Source organism: uncultured Pseudokineococcus sp., from assembly GCF_947499845.1.
Classification (GTDB): domain Bacteria; phylum Actinomycetota; class Actinomycetes; order Actinomycetales; family Quadrisphaeraceae; genus Pseudokineococcus.
The window spans coordinates 211,149-237,008 of sequence record NZ_CANMPM010000003.1 but is presented as its reverse complement, the minus strand read 5'-3'; the positions used below and the strand labels follow the sequence as shown (position 1 = coordinate 237,008).

General features: G+C 77.6%; 25 protein-coding genes. 11 read left to right on the top strand and 14 right to left on the bottom strand.

Annotated elements, in window-relative coordinates:
• Window positions 1-190: 190 nt before the first annotated feature.
• Window positions 191-1,036, bottom strand: coding sequence for a flagellin (locus Q0789_RS04645; protein WP_298802611.1), 846 nt, complete (start codon window positions 1,034-1,036; stop codon window positions 191-193).
• A gap of 156 nt (window positions 1,037-1,192) precedes the next feature.
• Window positions 1,193-2,269: a sigma-70 family RNA polymerase sigma factor gene (locus Q0789_RS04640; protein WP_298802770.1), complete on the bottom strand. Its 1,077-nt coding sequence runs from the start codon at window positions 2,267-2,269 to the stop codon at window positions 1,193-1,195.
• A 233-nt stretch (window positions 2,270-2,502) separates the two neighbouring features.
• Between Q0789_RS04640 and flgN the strand changes: the two genes are divergently transcribed.
• From flgN to Q0789_RS04605, 7 genes are all read left to right on the top strand, one after another.
• Window positions 2,503-3,021, top strand: coding sequence for a flagellar export chaperone FlgN (gene flgN / locus Q0789_RS04635; protein WP_298802609.1), 519 nt, complete (start codon window positions 2,503-2,505; stop codon window positions 3,019-3,021).
• A 157-nt stretch (window positions 3,022-3,178) separates the two neighbouring features.
• Window positions 3,179-4,549 carry a flagellar hook-associated protein FlgK gene (gene flgK / locus Q0789_RS04630; RefSeq protein ID WP_298802607.1) on the top strand — a complete coding sequence of 457 codons (1,371 nt, stop codon included), beginning with the start codon at window positions 3,179-3,181 and terminating at the stop codon, window positions 4,547-4,549.
• Window positions 4,546-5,490: a hypothetical protein gene (locus Q0789_RS04625; RefSeq protein WP_298802605.1), complete on the top strand. Its 945-nt coding sequence runs from the start codon at window positions 4,546-4,548 to the stop codon at window positions 5,488-5,490. The genes flgK and Q0789_RS04625 overlap by 4 nt, the downstream gene beginning before the upstream one ends.
• Entirely contained in the window at window positions 5,487-5,897 is a 411-nt protein-coding gene (locus Q0789_RS04620) for a flagellar assembly protein FliW (RefSeq protein ID WP_298802603.1), read from the top strand. The genes Q0789_RS04625 and Q0789_RS04620 overlap by 4 nt, the downstream gene beginning before the upstream one ends.
• Window positions 5,898-6,132: 235 nt before the next feature.
• Window positions 6,133-6,774: a sugar O-acetyltransferase gene (locus tag Q0789_RS04615; RefSeq protein ID WP_298802600.1), complete on the top strand. Its 642-nt coding sequence runs from the start codon at window positions 6,133-6,135 to the stop codon at window positions 6,772-6,774.
• The gene (locus tag Q0789_RS04610) at window positions 6,771-7,460 is read left to right on the top strand and encodes a TetR family transcriptional regulator C-terminal domain-containing protein (protein ID WP_298802598.1); all 690 of its coding nucleotides are present in this window, start codon (window positions 6,771-6,773) and stop codon (window positions 7,458-7,460) included. Before Q0789_RS04615 ends, Q0789_RS04610 begins: the two co-directional genes overlap by 4 nt.
• Entirely contained in the window at window positions 7,457-8,770 is a 1,314-nt protein-coding gene (locus tag Q0789_RS04605; RefSeq protein ID WP_298802596.1) for an MFS transporter, read from the top strand. The genes Q0789_RS04610 and Q0789_RS04605 overlap by 4 nt, the downstream gene beginning before the upstream one ends.
• On the opposite strand, the gene Q0789_RS04600 is transcribed toward Q0789_RS04605, so the two are convergent.
• Window positions 8,743-9,417, bottom strand: coding sequence for a methyltransferase domain-containing protein (locus Q0789_RS04600; RefSeq protein WP_298802594.1), 675 nt, complete (start codon window positions 9,415-9,417; stop codon window positions 8,743-8,745). The genes Q0789_RS04605 and Q0789_RS04600 overlap by 28 nt on opposite strands.
• A gap of 264 nt (window positions 9,418-9,681) precedes the next feature.
• On the opposite strand from Q0789_RS04600, the gene Q0789_RS16700 reads away from it, so the two are divergent.
• Window positions 9,682-10,293, top strand: coding sequence for a CPBP family intramembrane glutamic endopeptidase (locus tag Q0789_RS16700; protein WP_366917632.1), 612 nt, complete (start codon window positions 9,682-9,684; stop codon window positions 10,291-10,293).
• Window positions 10,294-10,324: 31 nt separating this feature from the next.
• On the opposite strand, the gene Q0789_RS04590 is transcribed toward Q0789_RS16700, so the two are convergent.
• The 6 genes from Q0789_RS04590 to Q0789_RS04565 form a co-directional block, all read right to left on the bottom strand.
• On the bottom strand, window positions 10,325-11,242 hold the full coding sequence (locus tag Q0789_RS04590; protein WP_298802590.1) for an ABC transporter permease: 918 nt from the start codon (window positions 11,240-11,242) through the stop codon (window positions 10,325-10,327).
• Entirely contained in the window at window positions 11,229-12,188 is a 960-nt protein-coding gene (locus Q0789_RS04585) for an ABC transporter ATP-binding protein (protein WP_366917641.1), read from the bottom strand. The genes Q0789_RS04590 and Q0789_RS04585 overlap by 14 nt, the downstream gene beginning before the upstream one ends.
• Window positions 12,189-12,253: 65 nt before the next feature.
• Window positions 12,254-13,438, bottom strand: coding sequence for a hypothetical protein (locus Q0789_RS04580; RefSeq protein WP_298802586.1), 1,185 nt, complete (start codon window positions 13,436-13,438; stop codon window positions 12,254-12,256).
• Window positions 13,439-13,755: 317 nt separating this feature from the next.
• Window positions 13,756-14,847 (bottom strand): bifunctional diaminohydroxyphosphoribosylaminopyrimidine deaminase/5-amino-6-(5-phosphoribosylamino)uracil reductase RibD, encoded by a 1,092-nt coding sequence (ribD, locus tag Q0789_RS04575; protein ID WP_366917640.1) that lies wholly within the window; start codon window positions 14,845-14,847, stop codon window positions 13,756-13,758.
• Between the two features lie 50 nt (window positions 14,848-14,897).
• Window positions 14,898-16,556: a phosphoglucomutase (alpha-D-glucose-1,6-bisphosphate-dependent) gene (gene pgm, locus Q0789_RS04570; RefSeq protein ID WP_366917631.1), complete on the bottom strand. Its 1,659-nt coding sequence runs from the start codon at window positions 16,554-16,556 to the stop codon at window positions 14,898-14,900.
• Window positions 16,553-17,668: a CPBP family intramembrane glutamic endopeptidase gene (locus Q0789_RS04565; RefSeq protein WP_298802580.1), complete on the bottom strand. Its 1,116-nt coding sequence runs from the start codon at window positions 17,666-17,668 to the stop codon at window positions 16,553-16,555. Before Q0789_RS04565 ends, pgm begins: the two co-directional genes overlap by 4 nt.
• A 153-nt stretch (window positions 17,669-17,821) precedes the next feature.
• On the opposite strand from Q0789_RS04565, the gene Q0789_RS04560 reads away from it, so the two are divergent.
• Both Q0789_RS04560 and Q0789_RS04555 read left to right on the top strand, forming a co-directional pair.
• Complete coding sequence (locus Q0789_RS04560; RefSeq protein WP_298802578.1) at window positions 17,822-19,123, top strand: histidine kinase; 1,302 nt, start codon at window positions 17,822-17,824, stop codon at window positions 19,121-19,123.
• Between the two features lie 41 nt (window positions 19,124-19,164).
• A complete protein-coding gene (locus tag Q0789_RS04555; protein ID WP_298802576.1) occupies window positions 19,165-19,851 on the top strand; it encodes a response regulator transcription factor in 687 nt (228 codons plus the stop codon).
• A 167-nt stretch (window positions 19,852-20,018) separates the two neighbouring features.
• Here Q0789_RS04555 and Q0789_RS04550 read toward each other — a convergent pair whose 3' ends face one another.
• Window positions 20,019-20,678 carry an endonuclease gene (locus Q0789_RS04550; RefSeq protein ID WP_298802574.1) on the bottom strand — a complete coding sequence of 220 codons (660 nt, stop codon included), beginning with the start codon at window positions 20,676-20,678 and terminating at the stop codon, window positions 20,019-20,021.
• Between the two features lie 145 nt (window positions 20,679-20,823).
• Between Q0789_RS04550 and Q0789_RS04545 the strand changes: the two genes are divergently transcribed.
• Entirely contained in the window at window positions 20,824-21,858 is a 1,035-nt protein-coding gene (locus Q0789_RS04545) for a zinc-binding dehydrogenase (protein ID WP_298802572.1), read from the top strand.
• 58 nt (window positions 21,859-21,916) lie between these two features.
• Here the strand turns inward: Q0789_RS04545 and Q0789_RS04540 are convergent, their stop codons facing one another.
• Genes Q0789_RS04540 through cheB form a run of 4 tightly spaced genes read right to left on the bottom strand, consistent with a single transcriptional unit; the run spans window position 21,917 to window position 25,810 of the window.
• Window positions 21,917-22,432, bottom strand: a complete 516-nt coding sequence (locus Q0789_RS04540) for a chemotaxis protein CheX (protein ID WP_298802570.1) — start codon at window positions 22,430-22,432, stop codon at window positions 21,917-21,919.
• Window positions 22,429-22,857 carry a response regulator gene (locus tag Q0789_RS04535; protein WP_298802568.1) on the bottom strand — a complete coding sequence of 143 codons (429 nt, stop codon included), beginning with the start codon at window positions 22,855-22,857 and terminating at the stop codon, window positions 22,429-22,431. The genes Q0789_RS04540 and Q0789_RS04535 overlap by 4 nt, the downstream gene beginning before the upstream one ends.
• On the bottom strand, window positions 22,854-24,341 hold the full coding sequence (locus Q0789_RS04530) for a CheR family methyltransferase (protein ID WP_298802564.1): 1,488 nt from the start codon (window positions 24,339-24,341) through the stop codon (window positions 22,854-22,856). The genes Q0789_RS04535 and Q0789_RS04530 overlap by 4 nt, the downstream gene beginning before the upstream one ends.
• Window positions 24,338-25,810 carry a chemotaxis-specific protein-glutamate methyltransferase CheB gene (gene cheB, locus Q0789_RS04525; protein WP_298802562.1) on the bottom strand — a complete coding sequence of 491 codons (1,473 nt, stop codon included), beginning with the start codon at window positions 25,808-25,810 and terminating at the stop codon, window positions 24,338-24,340. Before cheB ends, Q0789_RS04530 begins: the two co-directional genes overlap by 4 nt.
• Between the last annotated feature and the right edge of the window lie 50 nt (window positions 25,811-25,860).

The following is a 25,860-nucleotide window of genomic DNA, read 5'->3' as shown; positions in this document are numbered from 1 at the left end:
GAGCCCCCGTCCGTGGTGGCTCCCCCTCCTCATCGACCCGTCGGCCCGGCGCCTGACGAGGAGGCCGCGGCCGTCACCCGGACGGCCCCGCAGGACGCCGCAGCGGCGGCCCCGAGCTCGCTCGGGACCGCCGCTGCGGGTGCTGCTGAGGCGCTGCTCGTGCTGGCTGGCGGGCTCGCGCCCGCCGCGCTCAGCGGAGCAGGGACAGGACGCCCTGGCCCATCTGGTTGGCCTGGGCCAGCATCGCCGTGCCCGCCTGGGACAGGATCTGGGACTTCGTGAAGGACACCATCTCCGCGGCCATGTCGGTGTCGCGGATCCGGCTCTCCGACGCCGAGAGGTTCTCGACCGAGACGTTGAGGTTCTTGATCGTCATCTCGAGCCGGTTCTGCTTCGCACCCAGGTCCGCCCGCGTCGTCGAGACCGTGCCGATGGCCGCGTCGATGGCCGTGAGCGCCGCGGTGGAGCCGGCGTCCGTCGTGACGTTGAGCGCGCCCACCCCGAGGCCCGCAGCGCTGAGCGCCGTGTTCGTGGCGGGGTCGGCGTTGGCGGTGATGCGGACGGCGATCTGCTCGCCGCCGTTGGCGCCCACCTGGAAGGCGCCGTTGTAGGTGCCGTCCAGCAGGTTCTTGCCGTTGAACTTGGTCGTCGTCGAGATGCGGGTGAGCTCCTCGGCGAGCTGGTCGACCTCCTTCTGGATGTTGCCCTTGGCGGAGGCGTTGAGGCCACCGCTGTTGGCCGACTGCACGGTGAGGTCGCGCATGCGCTGCAGGATCGAGGTGCTGGTGGACAGCGCACCCTCGGCGGTCTGGACGACGCTGATGCCGTCCTGGGCGTTGCGGACGGCGACCTTGAGGCCACCGACCTGCGAGCGCAGGCCCTCGGAGATCGCCAGGCCGGCCGCGTCGTCCGCCGCGCGGTTGATGCGGAGACCCGAGGACAGCTTCTCGAGGGAGCTGGACACCGAGTTCTGCGTGACCGACAGGTTCCGGTAGGCGTTGAACGCGGCGACGTTGTTGTTGATCTGGAAACCCATGACTGGAGTCCTCTTCCGTGAGGTGGAGCAGGTGGTGGTCGGAGAGCCCCCGTCCGTGGTGGCTCCGCCTCCTCATCGGCCCCCACGACGGAGGCTTGAGGGGTCTGTTCGCCACTGACCCGACCGGGTAAACGGCCGAGCGCGCGGCGAGGCGGGTCAGGCCGGCAGGGCCTGGCGCGTCACCCACGGCGCCGGCCGCACGGCCTGGCGCTGCGCGGGCACGGCGGCGGCTGCCGCGACCGCGGCCGCGGAGGCGGCCGTCCGCGCGGGCGCCGCGGCGCGGGAGGCCAGCTCCTCGCGGGCCTGCGCGGAGCGGGCGGCGCTGCCGACGCCCGCCGCGGCGGCGTGCAGGGCGACGTCGGCGTAGAAGGCCTCGCGGCGACGGGCCGCGACGCCCACAGGGGCCTCGGCCGGTCGCTGGGGCTCGAGCACGGCCTCCATGCCGGCGCGCAGGAGGCCGAGCGCCTCGGTGCGCAGCTGGCTCACGCGCGACTCCGTGACGCCGAGCTCCTCGGCGACCTCGGCCAGCGGGCGCTGCTCGAGGAAGGTGCCGACGACGACGCGGCGCAGCCGCTCGGGCAGCGCGGCGACGCCGGCGCCCATGACGCGCATGCGCTCGGCGCGCAGCGCCAGCTCCTCGGGACCGGGCCGCTCGTCGGCCAGGCCCTCGGCCCACGTGCGGGCGAGCGCCTCGCCGCCGTCGCCCGAGCCCGCGACCGGGGCGTCGAGGCTGGAGACGGTCACGCCGGACTCGGCCCGGCGGCGGTCGACCTCGGCGGTCCCGACGCCCATGGCCCCCGCCAGCTCCTCGCGGGTGGGCCGGCGGCCGAGGGTGGCCGTGAGGGAGTCCTCGACGCCGTGCATCTCCCGGCCGCGCGAGCGGACGCCGCGGCTCACGAGGTCCATGACCCGCAGCTCGTCGAGCACGGCCCCGCGGATGCGGGTGCTCGCGTACCGCGTGAAGGGGACGCCGGTCTCCTCGTCGTACCCGCGCGCGGCCTGCAGCAGCCCGGCGGCACCGGCGCCGGCGAGGTCGCCGGAGTCGACGTGGGCGGGCAGGCGCATGGCGACCTCCCGGACCACGTGGCCGACGAGCGGCAGGTGGGCGGTGACGAGCGCCTCGACGGCGGCCGCGTCACGGCGGGAGGTGCGGGGGGAGGCGCTGCGGGGAGCGGTCGCGGCGCGCGCGGTGCGCGGGGCGGCGGGCTCGGCCGTGCGCTGCGTCGGGATCATCACGCTGCAGTCCTCGTCCCGGCGGCTGAGGGCCTTGAGCCCGGACGGGTCACGGCGTCGCCCCGGACCACCCGGTCGGACGCCCCCTCCCCGCCTCCCGCCGCCCCGGACCGCTCAGCCGTGGCGGCGCACCGCCGATGGGCGCACCGGACCACCTGCCGGCCGCCCGGCCGCCGCAGGAGCAGGACGCCCCCGGACCACCACCGGGGCGGACCACCGAGGAGAGGACCGTCATGGGCCTGGCAGAGCTGTCGAACGTGCTGTGGCGGGAGCGGGAGGTGCTCGAGCTCCTGCTCTTCAAGCTGGAGGAGGAGCAGCTCGTGCTCTCCAGCGGGCGCACGCGCTGGCTCGCCCACGCCACCCGCGAGGTGGAGGTGGTCCTCGACCAGGTCCGCGCCGCCGAGCTCGAGCGCGCCGTGCACGTGCAGGCGGTGGCCGCCGAGGTCGGCGTCGACGCCGGCGCCGGCCTGCGCCAGCTCGCCGAGGCCGTCGACGCCCCCTGGGACGAGGTCCTCGGCGCGCACCGCGACGCCTTCCTCGTCCTCACGAGCGAGATCAGCGCCACCGCGGCGGCCAACCGCGACGTCCTCGCCTCCGGGCGCCGGGCGCTCGACGAGGCCATGGCCTCCCTCGGCGAGGTCGGCCCGGGCACCCCCGTCGTCCCCGTGCAGACCTACGGCCCGCGCGGCGGGCACCGCTCCGGCGCGGCCGACGCGGGCTCCCGCGCGCGGCTCGTCGACGAGGCGCTCTGACCTCTCTCCCGCGGATCTCCTCCCCCGGAGAGCCTCAGCACCACGCCCGTCGCACCGATGGAGCGACGACGGCGGAGGGCCCCGTGCCCGCCCGCCACCCCGGACCGAGCCCCGCACGACACCGACACCGACGACCGACACCGATGCGGAGACCACGATGAGCACCTTCCAGGGCCTGTCCGTCGCCCTGAGCTCGCTGCAGTCCCAGCGGCGCGCGATGGACGTCGCCGGCCAGAACATCGCCAACGCGGCCACCCCCGGGTACACCCGCCAGCGCGCGGACCTCGTCTCGCAGGCGGGGCCGGTCAACCCGATCTCCAACGTGCGCGGCTGGACCACCGGCAACGGCGTGGCCGTCGCGGACATCACCCGGCTCACCGACCGCCTGGCCTCCAGCCGCGTCGAGATCACCACGGCCGACGCCGCGCTGGCCAGCACCCGCTCGGGCGTGCTCGACGCCGTCCAGGCCGGCTTCAACGAGCCCGGCGACACGGGCCTGCAGCACAAGCTCGGGCAGATGTGGACGGCCTGGTCGGCCCTCGGCGACCAGGACCCCCTGGGCACCGGCGGCGCCGCCGCCCGCGTCACCGTCGCCGGCCGCAGCGAGGAGGTCGCCGCGACGCTCCGCGAGGGCGCGGCCCAGACCGCCGCCACGTGGGGCGACGTGCGGGCCGAGCTCGGCACGCTGGAGACCTCGGTCAACAGCATCGCGACGTCCGTGGCCGACTACAACCGCCTCATCACCATCACCGAGACGACGGGCGCCACCGCGCACGAGCTCGCCGACCAGCGCGACCAGCTCGTCCGCCAGCTCTCCCAGCTCGTCGGCGCGACGAGCCGGCCCCGCCCCGACGGCGGCGTCGACGTCCTCGTCGGCGGCGAGGCGCTCGTCAGCGGCGCCGTCGCCCGCCAGGTCGCCGTCGCCGGGCCGCTCGCCATGAACGGCGCCGCGACCGGCCCGACGACCGTCACCTTCGCCGACACCGGCACGACCGCCGCCGTCGGCGGGGCCGCCGCCGCGCTCACCGAGGCCCTCACGACGACCATCCCCGGCGTCATGGCCGGCTACGACCGGGTCGCCCAGTCCGTCGCGACCCGCGTCAACGCCGCCCACGGCGACCCCGCGGTCTTCACCGCGGCCGACGGCGGACCCCTCACGGCGGCGAACGTCACCGCCTCGATCGCCCCCAGCGACGTCCGCGCCGGGACGGGCGGCCGCGGGGTCGAGGTCGCGGACGCCGTCGCCGCCCTGGCGGAGGACCCCTCCGGGCCGGACGGCCAGTGGCGCACCTTCGTCATCGGCGTCGCGGGCGCAGCCTCGGCCGCCGAGGTCCGCGCCACGGCGACGCAGACCAACAGCGACGCCGCCCGGGGGGCGCTCGTCGCGTCCACCGCCGTCGACGTCGACAGCGAGATGGTCGACCTGCTCACGTACCAGCGCGCCTACGAAGGAGCCGCCCGCGTGCTCACCACCGTGGACCAGATGCTCGACACGCTCATCAACCGCACCGGCGTGGTCGGACGATGAGCCCCGTCAGCGGCATCTCCGCCAGCCTGTCCAGCGCCGGCGGCGTCGGCGGCCGCTCCACCCTGCTCGGCGGCGGCGCCTCGGCGCTGGCCGGCATCTCGACGGCCGCGGCGCGCCTGGCGCGCTCGACCGAGGAGGTCTCCAGCGGGCGCGCCATCCACAAGCCCTCGGACGACGTCGTCGGCACCGACAAGGCCCTCGAGCTGCGTCGCGCCCTCGCGGCCGAGGACCGCTACGCGCGGTCCGGCTCGGACGCCACGGCGTGGCTCGGGACGACCGACGGCGCCCTCCAGCAGGGCATCGCCGTCCTCCAGCGCGTGCGCGCCCTCACCGTGCAGGCCGGCTCCGACGCCAACGGCCCCACCGCGCGGGCGGCCCTCGCCACCGAGGTCCGCGGGCTGCGCGACGACGTCCTGTCGGTCGCCAACACGACCTACCTCGGCCGACCGGTCTTCGGCGGCACGACGGGCGAGCCCCGCGCCTTCACCGAGTCCGGCGGCGTCGTCACGCCGGCGACGGACACCGGCACCGGGTCGGTCGTGCGCGGCCTCGCGCCCGGCACGAGCATCCGCGTGGACACCTCGGGCGCCGCGGCCTTCGGCGCCGGCGACGACTCGGTCTTCGCCGTCCTCGACCGCGTGGCGACCGCCATGACGACCGGCTCCGCCGAGTCCTCGGCCGCGCTGGCCGACCTCGACGCGGCCCTCGGCCGGATGACGACGGCGCTCACCGACGTCGGGACGCGCATGTCGCGCGTCGACTCGCTGCGCTCCCGCGGCGAGGACCGCGTGCTGTCCCTCACCTCGGCGAAGGCCGACGTCGAGGAGGTCGACCTCGCCAAGTCCCTCATGGAGCTGTCGATGCACGAGAAGGCCTACCAGGCCGCCCTCGGCGCGGCCGCCCGGACGTCGACGCCCACGCTCCTAGACTTCCTCCGGTGAGCGCTGCGACGACGCCCCCGCCCGCCCTGCCCGAGGTGCGCTTCGTCGCGCCGCTGCCGGGCCTCGAGCAGCTCACCCGCTTCGCGCTCGTGCGCCTCGACGACACGGGGACCCTGTACTCCCTGCAGTCGCTCGAGGCCGACGGCGTGCGCCTCGTCGTCCTCGCCCCCGGCGCCTGGTTCCCCGACTACGCGCCGGAGGTCGAGGAGGACGACGTCGAGGGCCTCGGCCTCGAGACGGCCGACGACGCGCTCCTGCTCGTCGTCATCACGCCGGGCGCGTCGCTCGCCGCCAGCACCGCCAACCTCCTGGCGCCGATCGTCGTCCACGCCGGCACGGGGCTCGCCGCCCAGGTGCTCCTCCCCCGCGGCGAGCACCCGCTGCGCGCGCCGCTCGTCGCCGCCTGACCCGCACCACCACGGGCGCCGCACCACCACGGCGTCCGGGGCGCCCTCCTGCACGGACTTCGTCGCCTCCTTCCGTGCAGTCGCCCCTCGGCACGGACTTCGTAGCCTTCTTCCGTCCTGGGCGCCCCTCGGCACGGATCTCGTAGTCCTTCTCCGTCCGGGACGGCGCCAGGCGCGGAGTTCGTAGCCCTTCTCCGTCGACCGGACGCGCCACCGCGTGTGTACGCTCGTCCACATGAGCGAACCCGCGCCGCCCCCGCCCGCCGACCGGCCGGGCGACCCGCTCGCCGGCGACCCGCGCTCCATGGCGCAGCGGATGCGCGACGGCGACTGGTACCGGGCCGTCGACGACCCCGAGATCACCGAGGCCGCCCACCGCGGCATCGAGCTGGCCGAGGCCTACAACGCCACGAGCTCGCGCCAGGAGGCGCTGCGCGCCGAGCTGCTGCACCGCCTCCTCGGCGCCGTCGGCGAGGGGACGGCGATCCGCCCTCCCCTGCACGTGGACTACGGCACCAACCTGCGCATGGGCGCGCGCTGCTTCGCCAACTTCGGGCTGACGGCCCTCGACGTCGCCGCCATCACCATCGGCGACGACGTCCAGATCGGCCCGCACGTCCAGCTCCTCACGCCGACGCACCCGCTCGACCCCGAGCTGCGGCGGGCCGGCTGGGAGGCCGCGGAGCCGATCACCGTCGAGGACGGCGTGTGGCTGGGCGGCGGCGTCGTCGTCTGCCCCGGCGTCACCATCGGCGCCGGCACGGTCGTGGGCGCCGGCTCCGTCGTCACGCGCGACCTGCCGCCGCGCGTCCTCGCCGTCGGCAGCCCCGCCCGCGTCGTCCGCTCCCTCGACGACGACGCCGGGCGGCCCGCGTGAGCGCGTCACCCACGCCCGAGGCCGCCCCCCGCTCGCCGCGGCCGCGGCGCACCGACCCGCACCGCCGCGAGCGCATCGTCGCGGCGGCGCTCGAGGTCCTCGCCGAGCACGGCGTCGCCGGGACCACGCACCGGCGGGTCGCCGCGGCGGCCGACGTCCCCCTCGGGTCGACGACCTACCACTTCGCCTCGCTGGCCGACCTGCGCGCCGCCGCGTACCACGCGCTCTCGGAGCGGGTCTCGCAGCAGTACGAGGCCGCGCTGGCCGGCGCGCGCACGCCGGCGCAGCTCGTCGACGCCGTCACCGACCTCGTCATGGGCGACGCCGGCGCGGGCGCGGCCGACTGGTCGGTCACGTACGAGCTGTACCTCGAGGCGCTGAAGGACCCGGCCCTGCGCGAGGTCACCGAGGGGTGGATGGCCACGAGCCGCCGCGTCCTCGAGCGGGTCGTCGACCCGGCGACGGCCCGCGGGCTCGACGCGCTCGTCGAGGGCCTCGTCATGCACCGCCTCCTGTCCACCGCACCGATGGGCCGCGACGTCGTCCGCGAGGCGGTGCGCCGCGCCGTCGGCGCGCCTCCCGACGACCGCGCACCGGGCGCGGCCGCCTCCGGCGGCGGCGCCACCGCACCGACAGCGACTCCCCCCGAGACACCGGCCGGCCGAGACGGAGACCCCCGCACGTGAGCACCGCCACCCCTCTCGCCGCCCCGGTCGTCAGCCGGGCGGTCGGCGCGACCTACGTCGCCTTCATCGGCTCGGGCTTCGCCTTCGCCAGCTGGGCCTCGCGCATCCCCCAGGTGCGGGACCGGCTCGACCTGTCGACCGCCGCGCTGGGCCTCGTGCTCCTCGCCATCGCCGCCGGCTCCGTCCTCGCGCTGCCGGCCTCCGGCCCCGTCATCGCCCGCATCGGCTCGCGGCGCATGGTCGCCGTCATGGCCGTGCTGCTCGGGTCGGCGCTCGTCGTCGCCTCGGGCGGCGTGCTGGCGGGGGCGCTGCCCCTGCTCGTCCTCGGGCTCTTCCTGCTCGGCCTGGCGAACGGCGCCTGGGACGTCGCCATGAACGTGCACGGCGCCGTCGTCGAGCGCCTCGTCGGCCGCACGATCATGACGCGCTTCCACGCCGGCTTCAGCGTCGGCACGGTGGCCGGTGCGCTGCTCGGCACGCTGCTCGTGCACCTCGACGTACCGGTGCCGTGGCACCTCGCCGTGGTGGGCGTGGTCGTCGCCGTCGCCGTCCCCCTCGGCTCCCGGGCCTTCGTCCCCGACGACAGCGCCGCCGACCTCGAGCCGCTGGACGACGGGGGCGTCGCGGACGAGCCGGCGCTCGACGAGGCCGCCGGCTCCCTCGCGACCGGTCCGGAGCCCACCGCGTCCCCCGCGGCGGCGCCCGCGGTCGCCACGCGCGGCGCGTTCGCGTCCTGGACCGAGCCGCGGACGCTCCTCATCGGCGTCTTCGTGCTCGCCTTCGCCTTCGCCGAGGGCACGGCCAACGACTGGATCGCCGTGGCGGTCATCGACGGCTACGGCGCGGACGCCGCTCTGGGCACGCTCACCTTCGCCGTCTTCCTCACGGCCATGACGGTGGGCCGCTGGTACGGCCCCGACCTGCTCGACCGCTTCGGGCGGGTGGCGACCATCCGCGTCATGGCGTCGGTCTCCCTCGTCGGGCTGCTCCTCTTCATCCTCTCCCCGGTCCTCCCGCTCGCCCTCGTCGGCGCCCTCCTCTGGGGCGGCGGCATCGCGCTCGGCTTCCCGCTCGGCATGAGCGCCGCCGCCGACGACCCGGCCCTGGCGCCCGGCCGGGTCAGCGTCGTCGCCTCGATCGGCTACGTCGCCTTCCTCGCCGGGCCCCCGCTCATCGGCCTGCTCGGGGAAGCGGCCGGGGTACTGCGGGCGGTGTCCGTCGTCGCCGTCCTGCTCGCGCTGGCGCTGCTCGTGTCCGGCTCGGTGCGCCCGCTCGAGCGCGCTCAGACCCGACGCGCGACGACGGCGTAGAGCGGGTCGCCGCGGTAGGTGCCGCCGCGCTCGGGCCCCGGCGGCGTGCGCAGGGAGACCTCGGGCTCGGTGAGGCCGCCGGCTCGGCGCAGGTACTCGGCGACGAGCGCGCAGCGGCCGTCGTCGTCCGTGGCGAGCCACCCGTGGACGGCCTTCGTCGGGAAGCAGCGGTTCGAGAAGGTGAGGACGACGGGGCCGCCCGGGCGCAGCACGCGCGCCGCGTCGGCGAGCACCTCGACGGGGCGCACGAGGTAGTCGACCGACACGCAGCAGAGGACGGCGTCGACGGAGGCGTCGTCGAAGGGCAGCCGCGGGTCGACGTTGAGGTCGTGGACGACGCGCCGGGTCGCCATCGGGTTGGCGTCGAGCTCGGCCGCGTTCATGCCGAGGACGACGAGCTCGTCGGGCGCGCGGCGCAGGTGCGAGACCCACGACGACATGAGGTCGAGCACGACCCGGGAACGCCCGTCCGGGCGCCGCGACGACCCGTCGACGCCCAGCTCGGCGTAGAGGTCGCCCACCGCGGCGATCGCGGCGTCGTCGATGTGCGTGACGAGCCGCTGCGGCACGTAGAACCGGCTGTCGGGCGAGGGGTCGTCGCGCTCGAAGAACCACGCGGGGAAGGGCTCGGGCACCGGCGTCGTCACCGGAGCAGCGTCACCCGGCGGGCTCGGCGGGGCACCCGGGGCGTGGCGGCGAGACCTGTTCGACGCTGGTGACCGTGCACGGTCACCAGCGTCGAACACCTCGCGCGTGCTAGGGACGGGGCGTGCACGAGGACCCCGCCGGACCACCCGCCGACGCCGCACCCGCGAGCCGACCGGCGCTGCCGGCCACGGCGTCCCCGCTCGGACTGCGCGCGACGCTGCTGGTCCTCCTCGCCGTCGCCGGCGCCACGGCGGCCGTCTTCGGTGGCCTGGCGGTCGTCCTGCTGCTCGTCCCCGCCGCCCGCAGCTCCTTGGCGGCGGCCTTCGTGCTCCTCCTGCCGGTGCCCTACCTGGCCGTCCTCGGCGTCGTCCACGTCGGTCTCCGCCGCGTCGGGGCGGGCTGGGCTGCGCTCGGCTTCCACCGCCCCACCGCACGGCTGTGGCACCTCGCGTGGCAGCTGCCGCTCCTGCTGGTCACCGCGCTCGTCGTCCAGCTCCTCGTCCTGCTGCCCCTGGGCAGCGCGCCACCGCAGGAGGACGCTGTGGACGACCTCGCCGCCGGGGTGGCGCCCGGCCTCGTCGCGGTGCTGCTCGTCGTCGTCGTGGTCGTCGCTCCGGTCATGGAGGAGACCCTCTTGCGGCGTCGTGCTCGGGGGCTTGCGTCGGCGCTGGCACCCCGCAGCGGCCGTGGTCGTCAGCGCGGCGCTCTTCGCCGCGATCCACGGGGTCCTCGTCGTGATGCCCTACCTCGCCGTCCTCGGCGTCGGGCTCGCCGTCCTGCGGGAGGTCCACCGCACCCTGTGGGCGCCGGTCATCGCGCACGCCGCGAACAACGCCCTGGCGAGCCTGTCGGTCCTCGTGGTGCTCACCGGCTGACGTCGCCCGCCGCCCCGACGCGGGCCCGGGCTCAGCTCGTGACGTCCTTGCTCGTCATCCGCGCCCACGCCGCGCCGAGCAGGACGACGACCCAGCCGGCCTGCAGGAGCAGCCCGTCACCCACACCGCCCAGCGCCAACGGGTCGCGCAGCAGGTCGGCGAAGCGCAGCCACCCGTCGGTGAAGAGCCACGGGTGGAGGAAGGACAGCTGCGGCACCTGGCCCATGATCTGGACGAGGACGACGACGATCGCGGTCGCCGACATGGCCGCGACGGGCACCTCGGTGAGCGTCGAGACGAGCAGCCCCAGCGCCGCGACCGTCGTGAGCATCGCCGTCGCGTAGGCGGTCACGGCGGCGAGGCGCAGCAGCCCCTCGCCGTAGGACGCCGTCGTGCCGCTGAGCAGGACGACGTCGCCCACCGGGAAGAGCACGAGCCCGACCAGGACGCCCGTCACGGCGATGGCGAGCGCGGCGACCGCCGCGTACAGCACCGTCGCGACGAACTTGGTGACGAGGAGGCGCGTGCGGTCGACGGGCGTGACGAGCAGGTAGCGCAGCGTGCCGCTCGAGGCCTCGCCGGCCACCGACTCCCCCGCCACGACGGACACGACGAGCGGCAGGAACACGGGCAGCGACGCCGTCAGCGAGGCGAAGGCCAGGAAGAGGCCGTTCTGCGTCAAGGACGCGAGGAAGGGCGGGCCGCCGCCGGTCCCCGGGTCCGCGTCGCCCGTCGCCAGGTCGACGCCCACGCCGACGAGCGCCGTGAGCAGCGCGAGGACGACGAGCATGACGACGTTGCGACGCCGGCTCAGCACGAGCGCCAGCTCCGAGCGCAGGAGCCGCAGGTCGGCCGCCGCGCCGGACGGGCGACGACCGGCGGCGGCCGAGGCCCCGCCCCCCGGTCGCGCGGGCCCGCCGGTCGCCGGAGCGGTGTCAGGCGCGGACATCGGCGGCCTCCCCGGTGAGGTCGACGAAGAGGTCCTCGAGCGTCGCGCGCTCCAGGCGCAGCTGGCGCACCCCGACGCCCGCGCCCACGAGCGCGATGAGCAGACGCTCCGGGTCGGGCCCGCCGGGCGACAGCTCCCCGCGGGCCTCCTCCCCCGCCGACGTCACCGCGCCGACGCCCTCGGCGCGCAGCACGCGGGCGGCGCCGACGGCGTCCCGCGCCTCCACGACGACGCGCGTCGTCGTGCCCGCCGTCACGTCCACCAGCGTCCCCTGCGCGACGAGGTGCCCGGCGCTCATGACGCCGACGTGGCTGCACAGCTGCTCGACCTCGGTGAGCAGGTGCGTGGAGACCATGACGGTGGTGCCGTCGGCCGCGAGCTCGCGCACGAGCGCGCGCACCTCGCGGGTGCCCTGCGGGTCGAGGCCGTTGGTCGGCTCGTCGAGCACCAGCAGGTCCCGCGGGCGAAGCAGCGCCGCGGCCAGGCCGAGGCGCTGCTTCATGCCGAGGCTGTAGACGCGGAAGCGCTTGTCGGCCGCGGCCGTGAGCCCGACCCGCTCGAGGGCGTCCCCGATGCGGCGCCGCGCGGTGCGCGGGTCGACCGTGCGGTCGGCGGCGTCCGCGCGCCGCAGGTTGGCGGCGCCGCTGAGGTACGGGTGGAACGCGGGCCCCTCGACGAGCGCGCCGACGCGCGGCAGGACCCGCGCCCGGGCCTCGGGCACCGGCTCGCCCAGCAGCCGGACCTGCCCGGACGTCGGCGCGACGAGGCCGATGAGCATGCGGATCGTCGTCGTCTTGCCGGAGCCGTTGGGCCCGAGGAAGCCGTAGACGGCGCCCCGGGGGACCTCGAGGTCGAGTTCGGCCACGGCCACCTGCCCGCCGCGGAAGCGCTTCGTCAGGCCGCGCGTGGCGACGGCGAGCGCCCCGGCGGCGTCCGGGTCGTCCAGGTCGGTGGCCGCGACGTCGCCGCGGGCCCCCGGCCGCGGGGCCGCGGGGGCGCCCGCGGCCGCCGTCACGGCACGGCGGCGGGGTCGAGGGCCGCCTGCTCGAGCACCGAGGTCGGCACCGCGCCGACGAGCACGCGGCCGTCGTCGAGCGCGAGGACGCTGACGAGCGCGGTCTGCAGCGCGCGGCCGCTGCCGTACTCGCCCGAGACCGGCTGCGCGGCGTCGAGCAGGGCCTGGCCGGCGCCGACGTCGCCCGCGCCGCCCGTCAGACCGCCGGCCGCGCCGCGCAGGACGGCGACGGCGTCCCAGCCCTCGCCGACGACGGTCGGCGCCGCACCCTCCGGTGCGCTCCCCCGGCCGGACGAGCTCACGGGGCCCTCCCCGGTCCAGCCGGAGCTCGCGCCGTGACGGCCCTCCGGCACCGAGCCCTCGGCCATCGCGGCCCCCAGGGACGGCGCCTCGCGGACCTCGGCGCCGTCGGGCGGCGTGAAGGCGAAGACGTCGTCGTCGGGGACGGCGTAGGAGAGGTCGGTGAAGGCCGTCCGCAGCGCCGGGTCGCTCGCGCCGCGCGCGGTGACCTGGACGCTGAGGGGGTAGGACGTCTCGGCGTCGACGGCGAGGCGCACCTCGCCGACGAGCGAGATGGTGCTGCGCGGGCGCAGCACGAGGTCGTAGGCGTCGCGCCCGGCCACGGTGGTCGTGCCGTCGAGGAGGACCTCGGTGGTCGGGTCGAGCGCGGCGAGCGCCCGCTGCGCGGCCTCGGCGGGCGTCGCGCCCGGCATCGGCGCGTCAGCGCCCTCGTCGCCGGCGGACCCGCGGGCGGCCTCGAGCTGCTCCTGCGACGGGAGCTCGGCGTGCACCGCCGTGCGCTCGTCGCTGCGCCAGACCCACGCGTCCGTGCCGTCGCGGACGACGTCCGTCTCGGAGAAGGACCCGAGCAGGGCCAGGCGCTGGCGCTGCTCGCCGTCGCTCCACACCCGCAGGGTGGTCGTGCCGGTGAGCAGGCCGACCAGGTCGCCGCCACCGGCGCCCTGCCCCTGCGGCAGCTCGGGCAGGCCGAGGTCGGAGGTGTGCTCGACCGTGCCGGAGAACGGCAGCTCCTGCGCGGACGCGACGTCGGCCAGCAGCTGCCCGGCGGTGGTCGGCGGGAGGTCGGGGTCGGCGCTCGCGACGCCCGGCACGACGACGGCACCGGCGACGACGGCGCCCGTCGTGGCGGCGGCCAGCGCCCAGCGGCTGCGGGTCCTCATGGAGCCAGTGTGCGCTCCGGTCACGCCGTGCGTCCCGGGGACCGCGCCCACCACCGCGACCGCCGCCGTGCGCCCCGCCGGCCGCGGCGCCCGCACCGCCAGTCCGACGATCCAGCTCGAGTCCGACGTCGCGCGGGTGGTCCGGCGTCGTGGACGTGCGGAGCGTCGGACTCGAGGCGCGACGTCGGAGTGGGCGCGCGCGGTCGGACCCGTCGCCGACGGGGGCCCGTCGTCGAGCAGGAGCGGGAGCCCGGCCCCGGCGCGCCGCGTGCCGCCGGCGCGTCGCCCGGCCGACCGCTCGCGAGGTCCGGAGCGGCTCAGCGACGCGGGAGGAGGTCCACCCGCAGGTCCGGCCCGAGGCGCACGACGTCGTCGACCTCGAGCCGGGCGATCGCGTCCATCGAGGCGCCGGTCGACGCCGTCACGACGGCGGCGGTCCCCTGCCCGAGCAGCGCGGGGGCGAGGTAGGCGCGCACCCGGTCGACGAGGCCGGTGTCGAGGAAGGCGCCGGCGAGGCGCGGCCCGCCCTCGAGCATCACCGAGCGCACGCCGCGCGCGTGGAGCGCGGCGAGAGCTCCTGGCAGGTCCACCCCGCCGGCCGGGCCGCGACCGACGTCGGCGGCCGTGAGGACGACGCACTCCCCCGCGCCCGGCCCGCTCCCCGCGCGCACCGCGGCGCCGGCGGGCGTGCGCCCGTCGGCGTCGAGCACGACGCGCAGCGGCGCGCGGGACGCGAGCGCCTCGTCGGCGACCGCGTCGCCGGTCGGCGGCAGGTCGCGGACCGTCAGCGACGGGTCGTCGGCGAGCACCGTGCCGACGCCGACGACGACGGCGTCGCTGCGGGCGCGCAGCAGGTGCGCGTCGGCGCGGGCCTGCGGCGAGGTGATCCAGCGGCTCGTCCCGTCGGCGGCGGCGCTGCGCCCGTCGAGCGTGGCGGCCAGCTTCCACGTGACGTGCGGGCGGCCCGTGCGCTGCGCGTGCAGCCAGGCCTCGTTGACCCGCCGCGCCGCCTCCGCATGCTCCGACTCGGCGCGGACGACGTCGACCCCCGCCGCCGCGAGGGTGCGCGCGCCCCCGGCGGCGCGGGAGTCCGGGTCGGGGACCGCCAGCACCACCCGCGCGACGCCCGCGGCCAGCAGGGCCTGCGAGCACGGCCCCGTGCGGCCGGTGTGGTCGCAGGGCTCGAGGGTGACGACCGCCGTCCCGCCGCGGGCCCGCGCCCCGGCCGCGCGCAGGGCGCCGACCTCGGCGTGCGGCCCCCCGGCGCGGGCGTGCCAGCCCTCCCCGACGACGTCGCCCGCGGCGTCGAGGACGACGCAGCCGACGACGGGGTTGGGGCTCGTGCCGCCCAGCCCGCGCGCGGCGAGGGCGACGGCCCGGGCCAGGGCCGCCCGCTCGGCGGCGCGCAGCCCTCCCGTCGCGCCGTCCGTCGCGCCGCCGGACCCGTCGTCGCCCCCGCTCACCCCTGCAGCGCGGCGTCGACGACGCCGCGGGCCTCCTCGAGGACCTGGTCGAGGTGCTCCTCGCCGCGGAAGGACTCGGCGTAGATCTTGTAGACGTCCTCGGTGCCCGAGGGGCGCGCCGCGAACCAGGCGCTCTCCGTCGTCACCTTGAGCCCGCCGATCGCCGCGTGGTTGCCGGGCGCCTCGGTGAGCTTGGCGGTGATCGCCTCGCCGCCGACCTCGGAGGCGGTGACGGCCTCGGGCGACAGCTTCCCGAGCCGCGCCTTCTCCTCGCGGCCGGCCGGGGCGTCCACGCGCTTGTACGCCGACGCTCCGTACCGCTCGACGAGGTCGCCGTGCAGCTCGCTCGGCGAGCGACCGGTGACCGCGCGGATCTCCGAGGCGAGCAGCGCCAGGAGGATCCCGTCCTTGTCCGTCGTCCACACGGTGCCGTCCTTCCGCAGGAAGGAGGCGCCGGCGCTCTCCTCGCCGCCGAAGACGACCGAGCCGTCGAGCAGCCCGTCGACGAAGAACTTGAAGCCCACCGGCACCTCGAGCAGACGGCGGCCCGCGCCGTCGACGACGCGGTCGATGAGCGAGGACGAGACGAGCGTCTTGCCGACCGCCGGCTCGTCGGTCCAGTCGCGGTGCTCGAGCAGGTAGGAGATCGCCACGGCGAGGTAGTGGTTGGGGTTCATCAGCCCGGCGTCGGGGGTCACGATGCCGTGGCGGTCGGAGTCGGCGTCGTTGCCCGTGGCGATGTCGAAGCGGTCCTTCTGCTCGATCATCGAGGCCATCGCGTTCGGCGAGGAGCAGTCCATGCGGATCTTGCCGTCGCCGTCGAGCGTCATGAAGGCCCACTGCGGGTCGACGGTGTCGTCGACGACCGTCAGGTCGAGCCCGTAGGTCGAGGCGATCTCGGCCCAGTAGGCGACCGCGGCCCCGCCGAGGGGGTGGGCGCCGATGCGGACGCCGGCGTCGCGGATGGCGTCCAGGTCCAGCACGGTCGCGAGGTCGTCGACGTAGTGGCGCAGGAAGTCGTACTCGCCGACCCGCGCGCGGGCCTCCTCGAAGGGCACGCGCTGCATGCCGTCGAGCCCGGCCTCGAGGAGGGCGTTGGCGCGGTCGGCGATCCAGCCCGTCGCGTCCGAGCCCGCGGGGCCGCCGTGCGGCGGGTTGTACTTGAAGCCGCCGTCGCGCGGCGGGTTGTGCGACGGCGTCACGACGATGCCGTCGGCGTCGCCGTCGGGGATCTCGCCCGCTGTGGCGGTGCCGCGGCCGTTGAGCCGCAGCACCGCGTGCGAGAGCGCCGGGGTCGGCGTGTACCCGTCGCGGCTGTCGACGAGGACGTCGACGCCGTTGGCCACGAGGACCTCGAGGGCCGAGCGCCACGCGGGCAGCGACAGGGCGTGCGTGTCGCGGGCGATGAGCAGCGGCCCCGTGGTGCCCTGCTGCGCGCGGTACTCGCAGATGGCCTGCGTGATGGCGAGGATGTGCTGCTCGTTGAAGGCGCCGTCGAGCGACGACCCCCGGTGCCCCGACGTGCCGAAGACGACGCGCTGCCCCGGGTCGGACGGGTCCGGCTGGCGGTCCGCGTACGCCGAGAGCAGGGCGTCGACGTCGACGAGGTCCTCGGGGCGGGCGGGCTGGCCTGCGCGCGGGTGCATGGGGGTCATGCAACTGCACCGGCCCGCACGGGCGCCACCGCTGGCGCTCGACCCCTTCCCCGCACCGGCTCGAGCAGGCCCACGCCGTGGGTCCGGGAGACCCAGACCACGAGCGCCGCCGTCGTGGCGAGCGTGAGCGGCAGGGAGACGAGCAGGAGCCGCGGGTCGACGTCGCCCTGCTGCAGCGACGTGGGGCTCAGCGGCGAGAGGAGGAAGAGGGGGAGGTTCGTCGCGAGGTGGAGGACGACGGCGAGCTCGAGCCCGCCGCTCTTCCACACGAGGACGCCGGCCGCGAGGGCGAAGGCGGCGACGTCGACCTGGCCCACCCAGCCGTAGCCGTGCCCCGCCATGAACAGCGGCACGGGCAGGACGACGCCCCAGACGGGGCGCCGCAGCCACGTGCCGAGCAGCTGCTGGGGCAGGCCCCGGAAGGCGTACTCCTCGGCGGCGCACTGCAGGGGTGTCATCACGAGCACGACCCCGAGGACGGCGGCGAGCGAGAGGTCCAGCGGCGGCGTCGAGAGGTCGTCCGCCGGGACGAGCAGCACGAGCGCCGCCAACACGACCGCGTGGACGGGGAGGACGACGGCGCCCGCGCGCAGCGCCAGGCGCCACCGGAAGCGACCGGCCACCGAGTGCACCAGCCCGCGCTGCCCGCCGCCCCACCGCAGCGCCAGCACGACGAGCGGCAGCAGCAGGGCGATGGCGCCCAGGCCGAGGAGCTGGTCCACCGGGTTCCGCGGGTCGTCGAGGTCGGGCGAGGGCCGCGACGCCGACGGCCACACGGGCAGCAGGTCGGGGGCCGCGGCGTCGAGCACGACGGCGACCACGGCCGCGACGACCAGGACGACGAGAGGCAGGAGCAGCAGTCCGCTGCCGACGCCGAGCACGGCCAGCGGCCGCCACCACCGGGCGGTCCGCTCGTCCAGGTGCGCGAGCCGGTGGTAGGCCTGGGGCCCGCGCTCCTCTCCGCCCGACATCGCGCCGCTCGGGTCGTGGGGTGGCCCGGCCGAGGTGGGGACGGGCTCGGTCACGTCGGTGGGCCCGGTGGCGCCGGTGCGGCGGGCGGCGCCCGTGGGACCGGTGGGAGCGGTGGCGCCGGAGGCGCTCGTGGTCGTCATGCGCCGACGGTCCCGCCGCCCCGGTCGGCGACGGATCCGCCGTCCGGCCCGTCCCGCGGGCCGCCCGCCGACCGGTCGGAGGACGGGGCGATGCGCCCGGGGTCCTCCCCGAGGAGGACCTCGGCTCGCGGTGCTCTTCCTACGCTCGTCCTCGTGACGCCCATCGCGCCGACCGCGCGCTCCGCCGCGCACGCCCCGGGCGCCGCGTCGGCGCCCACCCCGGGGCCGCCGGACCACCGCGGAGGTCACCCGCGCCTGCGCGCCCTCGCCACCGTCGTCGTGTGCTCGCTGGTCGGTCCAGCGGTCTTCCTCGTCCTCGTCGGCGTGTCGCTGGAGGAGGGTGAGCCGAGGTCGCCCGGGGCCTGGGTCGTCCTGCTGGGCCTCGACGCCGGCGTCGGCCTCGCGGCGTGCGCCCTCGCCGGCGTGGCGCGCGGCTCACGCGCCATGGCGCTGGGCCTCGTGGCGGCGAGCACAGTCAGCGCGTGGGCCCTGCCCGCCGGGGCGGTCGGGGCGGTTCGCGCCGGCGCGCACCGCTCGCGCGCCGTGGACGCGGCCGTCGTCGCCCTCGTGGTCGTCGGCGGCACCGGCTACGGCCGGCTGCAGGCGCTCGTCGCGCCGCCGTCCCCCGACCCGCTGCCGCTCTGGGCCGACCTCGCCGGCCTGTCCCTCGTCGCCGTCCTGCTCCTCCTCGTGGGACGGGCACGGGGCACCCGGTCAGCTCTCGTGGCCTCGCTGCGGGCGCAGGCCGAGGGCGCCGAGCGCGAACGGGCGGCGCTCGCCGCCGGCCGCGCGGCCGAGGTGGCACGCACTCGCGCCGAGGAGCGCAGCGCCATCGCCCGCGACATGCACGACACGCTCTCGCACCAGCTGTCGATCGTCGCCCTGCACGCCGGGGCCCTCGCCTCGCGCGACGACCTGCCTCCCGAGCGGGCGCGCGACGCGGCTCGCACGGTGCGCGACGCCGCCGCGGACGCGAACGCCGTCCTGCGCGAGGTCCTCGTCGCGCTTCGCAGCACCGACCCCGGGCAGCGGCTCGGGCACCACGGCGGAGCGGAACCGCTCCCGACGTCCGCGTCCGTCGAGGAGCAGGCCGCCCGGGCGAGGGCTCTCGGCCAGCGGGTCGAGGTCGCCTGGCGGGGGCTGGCCGCCGTCGACCTCGACGAGCGCTCCCCGGCGACGGCGGTCTCCCTGGCGCAGGTCCTCGCCGAGCTGCTCGTCAACGCCCGCAAGCACGCCCCCGGCGAGCCCGTCGACGTCGTCCTCGCTCACGAGGGCGCCGACCTGGTGCTGCGCTCGTCCAACTCCCTGCCCTCGTCGTCGGCGCCCGCGCTGGGCACCGGGCTCGGGTTGGTCGGCGTGGCCGAGCGCGCCCGCCTGCTCGGCGGCTCGGCGCGCTCGGGGACCACACCGGACGACCGCTTCGTCGTCGAGGTGGTGGTCCCGTGGTCGGCGTGACACCGGAGGGGCAGGGCGGCCCCGTCGGAGCGTCGGAGCCCGTGCGCGTCCTGGTCGTCGACGACGAGCGGCTCATGCGCGCCGGGCTGCGGCTCATGGTCGACGGGGCGGCCGGCATCACCGTCGTCGGCGAGGCGGCCGACGGCGCGGAGGCCGTGGCGATGACCGCGGCGCTCGCCCCGGACGTCGTCCTCATGGACGTCCGCATGCCGGGCGTGGACGGGGTCGAGGCGACCCGTCGCCTCACCGCGACCGGCGCCGGGGCGCGCGTCGTCGTGCTCACGGCCTTCGCCACCGACGACCTGCTGCTGGAGGCCCTGCGGGCCGGCGCCGTGTCCTTCCTCCTCAAGGACGCCCCGCCCGAGGCGGTGCTGGCGGCCGTCCACGACGCCGCCCAGGGCCGGGGCTCCTTCTCGCCCGGCGTCCTGGCGCGGCTCGTGGCCCTCGCCGCGGAGCCGGACCGGCGTCGGGTCGCCGTCGAGGACGTCGCCCCGTCGGCCCCCCGACCCGCCGGGAGGCTCCCGCAGCCGCCCGCCGCGGTCACCCCGCGGGAGTGGGAGGTCGGTCGCCTCGTGGCGCAGGGCCTGTCGAACGCCGAGATCGGCGCCGCGCTCTTCCTCGGCACGACGACCGTCAAGACGCACGTGACGCGGCTGTTCGACAAGCTCCACGTGACCAACCGCGTGCAGCTCGCCGTCCGGGTGCTCGAGCACGACGCCGCGGGGTGAGGCGCCCGGCGCACGGCGTCGCGCTGCGAGGGCCGCAGCGGTCACGCGCATACCGACCGACCTGCAGGACGGGCCGTCGGAGCGCGCCATAGGCCTCTGACCTGCGATGACGCTGCGCGACGCCCCCTTCTGCGGGCCGGTGTGCGCCGCGCCCGCCGCCGCGCGGGCTACCGGGCCTTCGCGCGGACCTCGTCGGCGTCGTCGGCGAGGCCGCAGCGCACGAGCGCGGCGCCGACGACGGACAGGTCGTCGGTGCCGGCGAGCTCGGCCAGGCCGTCGGCGTCGTGCGGCAGGCCGAGCGCCCTCGCGGGGTCGGTGGCGCGCTCGTCGGCGAAGGGCCGCAGCTGCGGCCAGACCGCCTGCACCTCCCGGCAGAAGATGTCGACGCCGAGCGGGCCGATGCCCGTGAAGGCGCCCACCCCCTCGCGCAGGGCGGGCAGGCCCCCGCCGCCGTCGCCGAAGGCCGCGTCGCGCAGGCGCCGCAGGTCGCCCGAGTGCTCCTCCTGCGCGCGCTCGGCCAGCTGCCCGAGCTGGCGGGCCGTCTGCTCCTTGCGCAGGTACTTGGCGTCGGCGAGCACCCGCCAGCGCTCCTCGTCGCTCGCGCCGGCGAGCTTCTCCGCCGTCGTCAGGCCTGCCTCGCGCAGCGCCCGCGCCGTCCGCACGCCGAGGTCGGCCTGGAGGTTGGCCGACAGCAGGGAGGACAGGACGAGCAGCTCGAAGAGCGGCGCCGGGGTGTCCTTCAGCCGGAGCCCCGACTCCTCCGCGTAGGTGGTGCCGTGGCGCTCGAGGAGGGCGTCGAGGACGGCGCCGCGGTCGGGCTTCGTCATGGCCCCGGCCTACCAGCGCCCGCCCGGCCCGGCACCCGGACGCCCGGCGTCCGAGGACGGCGCGGGCGGCAGACTCCTGCCCGGCCCGCACGACCGCCGGGCCGCCCAGGACGTCGAGATCGTGGGACGAGGACGAGGAGGAGCCGTGCGCGCTGCGTACCTGCCGGGAGGCAGCCGGGTCGACCTGCGGGAGGTGCCCGACCCCGAGCCGGGCCACGGGCAGGTGCTCGTGGGGACGAGGGCCTCGACGATCTGCGGCAGCGACCTGCGGGCGATCTACCGCGAGCACCTCGGCGAGGGCCCGGAGGCCTACCAGGGCGTCGCCGGGGGCCACGAGCCCGCCGGGCGGGTGCTGGCCGTGGGCCCGGGCGTGGAGCGCGTCGCCGTCGGCGACCGCGTCGTCGTCTACCACATCAGCGGCTGCGGGCAGTGCCCCGAGTGCCGCCGCGGCTACCAGATCTCCTGCACCTCACCGGCGCGCGCGGCCTACGGGTGGCAGCGCGACGGCGGCCACGCCGACCTCCTGCTGGCCGAGGAGCGCGACCTGCTCGCGCTGCCCGAGCCCCTGACCTTCCTCGACGGCGCCGTGGTCGCCTGCGGCTTCGGCACCGCCTACGAGGCCGTGCGCCGCGCCGACGTCTCCGGCGCCGACCGCGTGCTCGTCACGGGACTGGGCCCCGTCGGGCAGGCCGTGGGGCTGCTCGCGAAGGCCCTGGGCTCCCCGCTGGTCGTCGGCACCGACCCCAGCCCGCAGCGGCGCGCGCTGGCCCTCGAGCTCGGCGCCGTGGACGAGGCCGTCGCCGGCACCGACGAGGAGCTCGCCGGGCTGCTGGGCGACGGCGCCGAGGTCGCCGTCGACTGCTCCGGCCACGGCAGCGGCCAGCTGACCGCGCTGCGCCACACCCGCCGGTGGGGCCGGGCCGCGCTCGTCGGCGAGGGCGGGCAGCTCACGGTCGACGTCAGCGAGGTCCTCATCCACCGCCAGCTCACGGTGCACGGCTCGTGGGTGACCTCGACCGTGCGCATGGGCGAGCTGCTGGACAACCTCGTGCGCTGGGACCTGCACCCCGAGCGCCTCGTCACCGCGACGTTCCCGCTCGAGGAGGCCGCCGAGGCCTACCGCACCGCCGACGCCGCCGCCGGCGGCAAGGTCGGCGTCGTCTGGCAAGACGAGGGCTGAGCCCGGCGCCGCCGCCCCTGCGGGCGGCGGCGCCGGTGGGCGGCGCGCGGCTGCCGGGTCAGCGGGAGACGAGCGCCAGCGAGAAGAGGGCGTCGTCGTCGCCGAGGGGCGCGTCGGGCCACGTCATCCCGACCGCGACGAGGAGCTCGGGCGCGGCGGGCGGGCCGTCGTGCGCCTCCACGACGTCGGTGCCGGGCAGCCCGAGCCGCCCGCCGGCGGCGCAGTGCGCCTTGACGGCGCCGCCGACCACGTTGGCGATCTCCGCGAGGACGTCGAGGGCGTCGGCCTCACCGACGTCCTCGCCCTCGTCCATCGCGAGCATCGCCCGGGCCCACCGCTCGGCGGCGCGGGGCGCGCAGGTGATGACGAGGTCGCCGTCCCAGGCGCCCTCGATGCCGATGGTCGAGCGCAGCAGGCGCGCCCCGGCCGGGTGCCACCCCGCCTCGACCGGCGCGTCCTCGACCTCCGGGTCGGCGGAGACCGAGCGCCAGAGGTCGCCGACGAGGCCGACGAGGTCCTCGGCGGTGACGGCGGGCGGGGCGTCGGGGCCGGTGACGACGGACGTCTCGCTCACGACCACGACGCACCCCCCGCCGTCGCGGGCTCGCCCACCGGGGCGGGTGCCAGGCCCAGCAGCTCGAGCTTGGCGAGCAGCGCCTCGGGCGTGAAGGGCTTGAAGAGGTACTCGTGCGCCCCGGCCGCGAGGGCCTTGACGACCTGGGACTGCTCGGACTCGCTCGTCACCATCATCAGCGCCATGGAGCGCAGCTCGCGCCGGCGGCGGACGGTCGTGACGAGCTGGAGCCCGTCCATGACGGGCATGTTCCAGTCGATGCAGGCGATGTCGGGCACGTCCCCGCCGGCGGCGAGGTGGCGCTCCAGGACGTCGAGGGCCTTCTGGCCGTCACCCGCCTCGAGCACGTCCATCCCGGCACGGCGCAGGACCCCGCTGACGATGCGGCGCATCGCACGGGAGTCGTCCACCACGAGGGCGATCATCGGCTTCCTCCGCTGTCAGGTCGTGGGCCGCGGGGAGCTGCGGTCCGAGGTGGTGCGCTGGTGGGGTCCGGTCGGGCGTCCGGTCGGGCGTCCGTCCGGGGGGCGGTCGCCGGGGGGTGCGGTGGCGCCGCCCGTGGTGGCGGGGCGGGCGGGCGCCCGGTCGCGGGCGGCGCGAGCAGCCGGCGCGGCGAGCCGGGCACGACGGGCTGCGTCGGCGCCGGCCGGCTCCCGTCGAGGCCCGCCGGCCGGGAGCCCGCCGGGTTCGGGAAGGCGGAGCCCGGCAGCACCGAGCCGGGGCGTGACGACGGCGCGACGGCGCCCGACCGGGTCGCCGGGACGCGCCCGGGAGCGAGCGGTGAGGCCGGGACCGTCTGCGCGACAGCGGGGCGCGGGACGACCGGGCGGGGGTGCGCCTCTCCGGCGGGCGTCCGGCGAGGCGCTGCGGCCCCCGGGCGGAGCGCCGCGGCCGGGACGGCCGGGGGCCGCGCCGGCGCGGGCGGCCGCAGCGGCGCCGGGGCCGGCGGGCGCGCGGCGAGCAGCGGGCCGGACACGGAGGCCGGCGCCGATGTCGGCACCGCACCGAGGCGTCCACCGCCGGCCGCGCCGGACCCGGTCGGAGAGGAGCCGGCCGAGGAGGAGCCGGCCGAGGAGGACGTGCCCGCCGGGCGGTAGAGGGCGGCGCGGCTGCCCTCGACGCGGGTCCACGCCGAGGAGACCCCGAGCGTGGTCTCGGCGGCGCCGAGGACGAGGACGCCGTCCGGCGCGAGCACCTGGTGGATGCGGTCGAGCACCTGCTGCTTGGTCACCGTGTCGAAGTAGATGAGGACGTTGCGGCAGAAGACGACGTCGAAGCGCCCGCGCTCGGTGAAGGGCCGGGCGAGGTTGAGCTCCGCGAAGCGGACGCACGAGCGCACCGGCTCGCGCACGCGCCACTGCAGCCCCGCCCGCTCAAGGTGCCGGGCGACCAGGTCGGCCGGCAGGCCGCGGCCGACCTCCATCTGCGAGTAGGTGGCCGAGCGGGCGCGCTCGAGGGCGGTCCGGTCGACGTCGGTGGCGAGCACCTCGGTGCGGAAGCCGCGCAGCTCGGGGGCGTCCGCGAGGAGCATCGCGATCGTGTAGGGCTCCTGGCCGGTGGAGCAGGCGGCCGACCACACCCGCAGCGACCGCCCGGGGCGGGCCGCGGCGAGCTCGGGCAGGAGCCGCTCGCGCAGGTAGGTGAAGGGCTCGACGTCCCGGAACCACGACGTCTCGTTCGTCGTCATGGCCTCGACGAGCTCCCAGCGGTCGGCCGCGGAGCCCGCGCGCGCCCGCGCGACGTAGGAGCCCACGTCGGCCAGCCCGGCGCGCCGCGCGAGCGGCAGCAGGCGGGAGGTGACGAGGTACTCCTTCGACGCGTCGAGGACGACGGCCGTCTCGGCGCGGACGACCTCGCAGACCCACGCGAGGTCCGCCGGTGACAGCGACGGGGCGGCCGGCGCGCTCACCGGGCACCCCCCGCGAGGGCCGGCGCGCCGCGGCGGCAGGCGCTCGCGACGGCGCCGGCGACGGCGTCGAGGGGCAGCACGGCGTCGGCCAGCCCGGCGGACGCGACGGCGCCCGGCATCCCCCACACGACCGACGTCTCGGCGTCCTGGACGAGGACGGCGCCGCCGGCGCGGCGCACGTCGGCGCAGCCGTCGCGGCCGTCGCTGCCCATGCCCGTGAGGACGACGGCGAGGACGCCGGCGCCGTGGACGTCGACGCAGGAGCGGAGCATGACGTCGACGGCGGGCCGGCAGAAGTTCACGGGCGCCGCCTGGGAGAGCTGCACGACGACGTCGGCGCCGGCCCGGCGCAGGACGAGGTGGCGGTCCCCCGGCGCGACGAGGACGCGGCCGGGTCGGAGGTCGTCGCCGTCCTCGGCCTCGCGCACGGCGAGGGGCCCGAGGCGGTCGAGGCGGACCGCGAGCTGGCGGGTGAAGACGGGCGGCATGTGCTGGGTGACGACCACGGGCACGGGCAGGTCCGCGGGCAGGGCCTGCAGCAGCCGGGCGAGGGCCTCGGGACCCCCCGTGGAGCTGCCGACGGCGACGACGGCGGGCAGGCCGGCGCCGCGGCGGCCCGGGGACGGGCTGGAGGGCGAGGAGGCAGCCGGGGCGGCGAGCGGGGACGCGGCCGGGTGGGGTGCCGCGGCGACGGGCGCGGTCCGGGCCGGGGCGTGCGCGGCGGGGGCCGGCGGGCGGGCGGGCGAGCCGGGGCGCGGCGCGGGGACGGCCGGCTCGCCGGGGACGCCGCGGCCGGTCGACGGCGACGGCCGGGACGCCGCGAGCGGTGCGGGCGCCGGCGCGGCGGGAGCGACGGGGCGCGCGGGCGCCGGGGGGTGCGACGCCGGGGCGTCCATCACCGGGGCGTGCAGCACCGGAGGACGGACGACGCTCGCCGGACCCGCCGACGGGGCGGGGGCGACGACGGGCGGGCGGGCGGCGGCGGGGGCCAGCGGGGGCACGACGGGCCGTCCGACGTGGACGCTGCTCGCCGGGGCCCGCCCGGGCCCGCCCGCGGCGGCGTGGCCCGCCAGGGCGCGGACGACCGGCACGAGGCCGTCGCGCACGCGCGCCAGCGCCTCGGCGGGCGAGGAGGCCCGCGAGGGCTTGGGGAAGAAGTCGGTGGCCCCGGCCGCGAGGGCGCGCAGGGTGGCCTCGGCGCCGTCGTCCGTGGGGGTGCTCACCATGACGACGGGCGTCGCCCAGCCGCGGCGGCGCAGCTCGCGCACCGCGCCGACGCCGTCGAGGGCCGGCATCTCGAGGTCCATGACGACGAGGTCGGGCGCCAGGCGCTCGACCTGCTCCAGGGCCTGCTCGCCGTCGCCGGCGGTGCCCACGACGTCGATGCCGCCGGCCGAGGTGAGCGCCCGCGCGACGAGGCGCCGCAGCACGGCGGCGTCGTCCACGACGAGGACACGGATCGGGGCCATGGCCTCCCATCGGCGCGTCGGGGCCCCGGCCTGAGCCGGCGGGGCGGCGC

Excerpts from the sequence above, each read along its gene's own strand:
- Q0789_RS04645 (WP_298802611.1), bottom strand. The coding sequence starts at position 1,036 with ATGGGTTTCCAGATCAACAACAACGTCGCCGCGTTCAACGCCTACCGG.
- Q0789_RS04640 (WP_298802770.1), bottom strand. The coding sequence starts at position 2,269 with ATGATCCCGACGCAGCGCACGGCCGAGCCCGCCGCCCCGCGCACCGCG.
- flgN (WP_298802609.1), top strand. The coding sequence starts at position 2,503 with ATGGGCCTGGCAGAGCTGTCGAACGTGCTGTGGCGGGAGCGGGAGGTG.
- flgK (WP_298802607.1), top strand. The coding sequence starts at position 3,179 with ATGAGCACCTTCCAGGGCCTGTCCGTCGCCCTGAGCTCGCTGCAGTCC.
- Q0789_RS04625 (WP_298802605.1), top strand. The coding sequence starts at position 4,546 with ATGAGCCCCGTCAGCGGCATCTCCGCCAGCCTGTCCAGCGCCGGCGGC.
- Q0789_RS04615 (WP_298802600.1), top strand. The coding sequence starts at position 6,133 with ATGAGCGAACCCGCGCCGCCCCCGCCCGCCGACCGGCCGGGCGACCCG.
- Q0789_RS04590 (WP_298802590.1), bottom strand. The coding sequence starts at position 11,242 with ATGTCCGCGCCTGACACCGCTCCGGCGACCGGCGGGCCCGCGCGACCG.
- Q0789_RS04580 (WP_298802586.1), bottom strand. The coding sequence starts at position 13,438 with ATGAGGACCCGCAGCCGCTGGGCGCTGGCCGCCGCCACGACGGGCGCC.
- pgm (WP_366917631.1), bottom strand. The coding sequence starts at position 16,556 with ATGACCCCCATGCACCCGCGCGCAGGCCAGCCCGCCCGCCCCGAGGAC.
- Q0789_RS04565 (WP_298802580.1), bottom strand. The coding sequence starts at position 17,668 with ATGACGACCACGAGCGCCTCCGGCGCCACCGCTCCCACCGGTCCCACG.
- Q0789_RS04550 (WP_298802574.1), bottom strand. The coding sequence starts at position 20,678 with ATGACGAAGCCCGACCGCGGCGCCGTCCTCGACGCCCTCCTCGAGCGC.
- Q0789_RS04535 (WP_298802568.1), bottom strand. The coding sequence starts at position 22,857 with ATGATCGCCCTCGTGGTGGACGACTCCCGTGCGATGCGCCGCATCGTC.
- cheB (WP_298802562.1), bottom strand. The coding sequence starts at position 25,810 with ATGGCCCCGATCCGTGTCCTCGTCGTGGACGACGCCGCCGTGCTGCGG.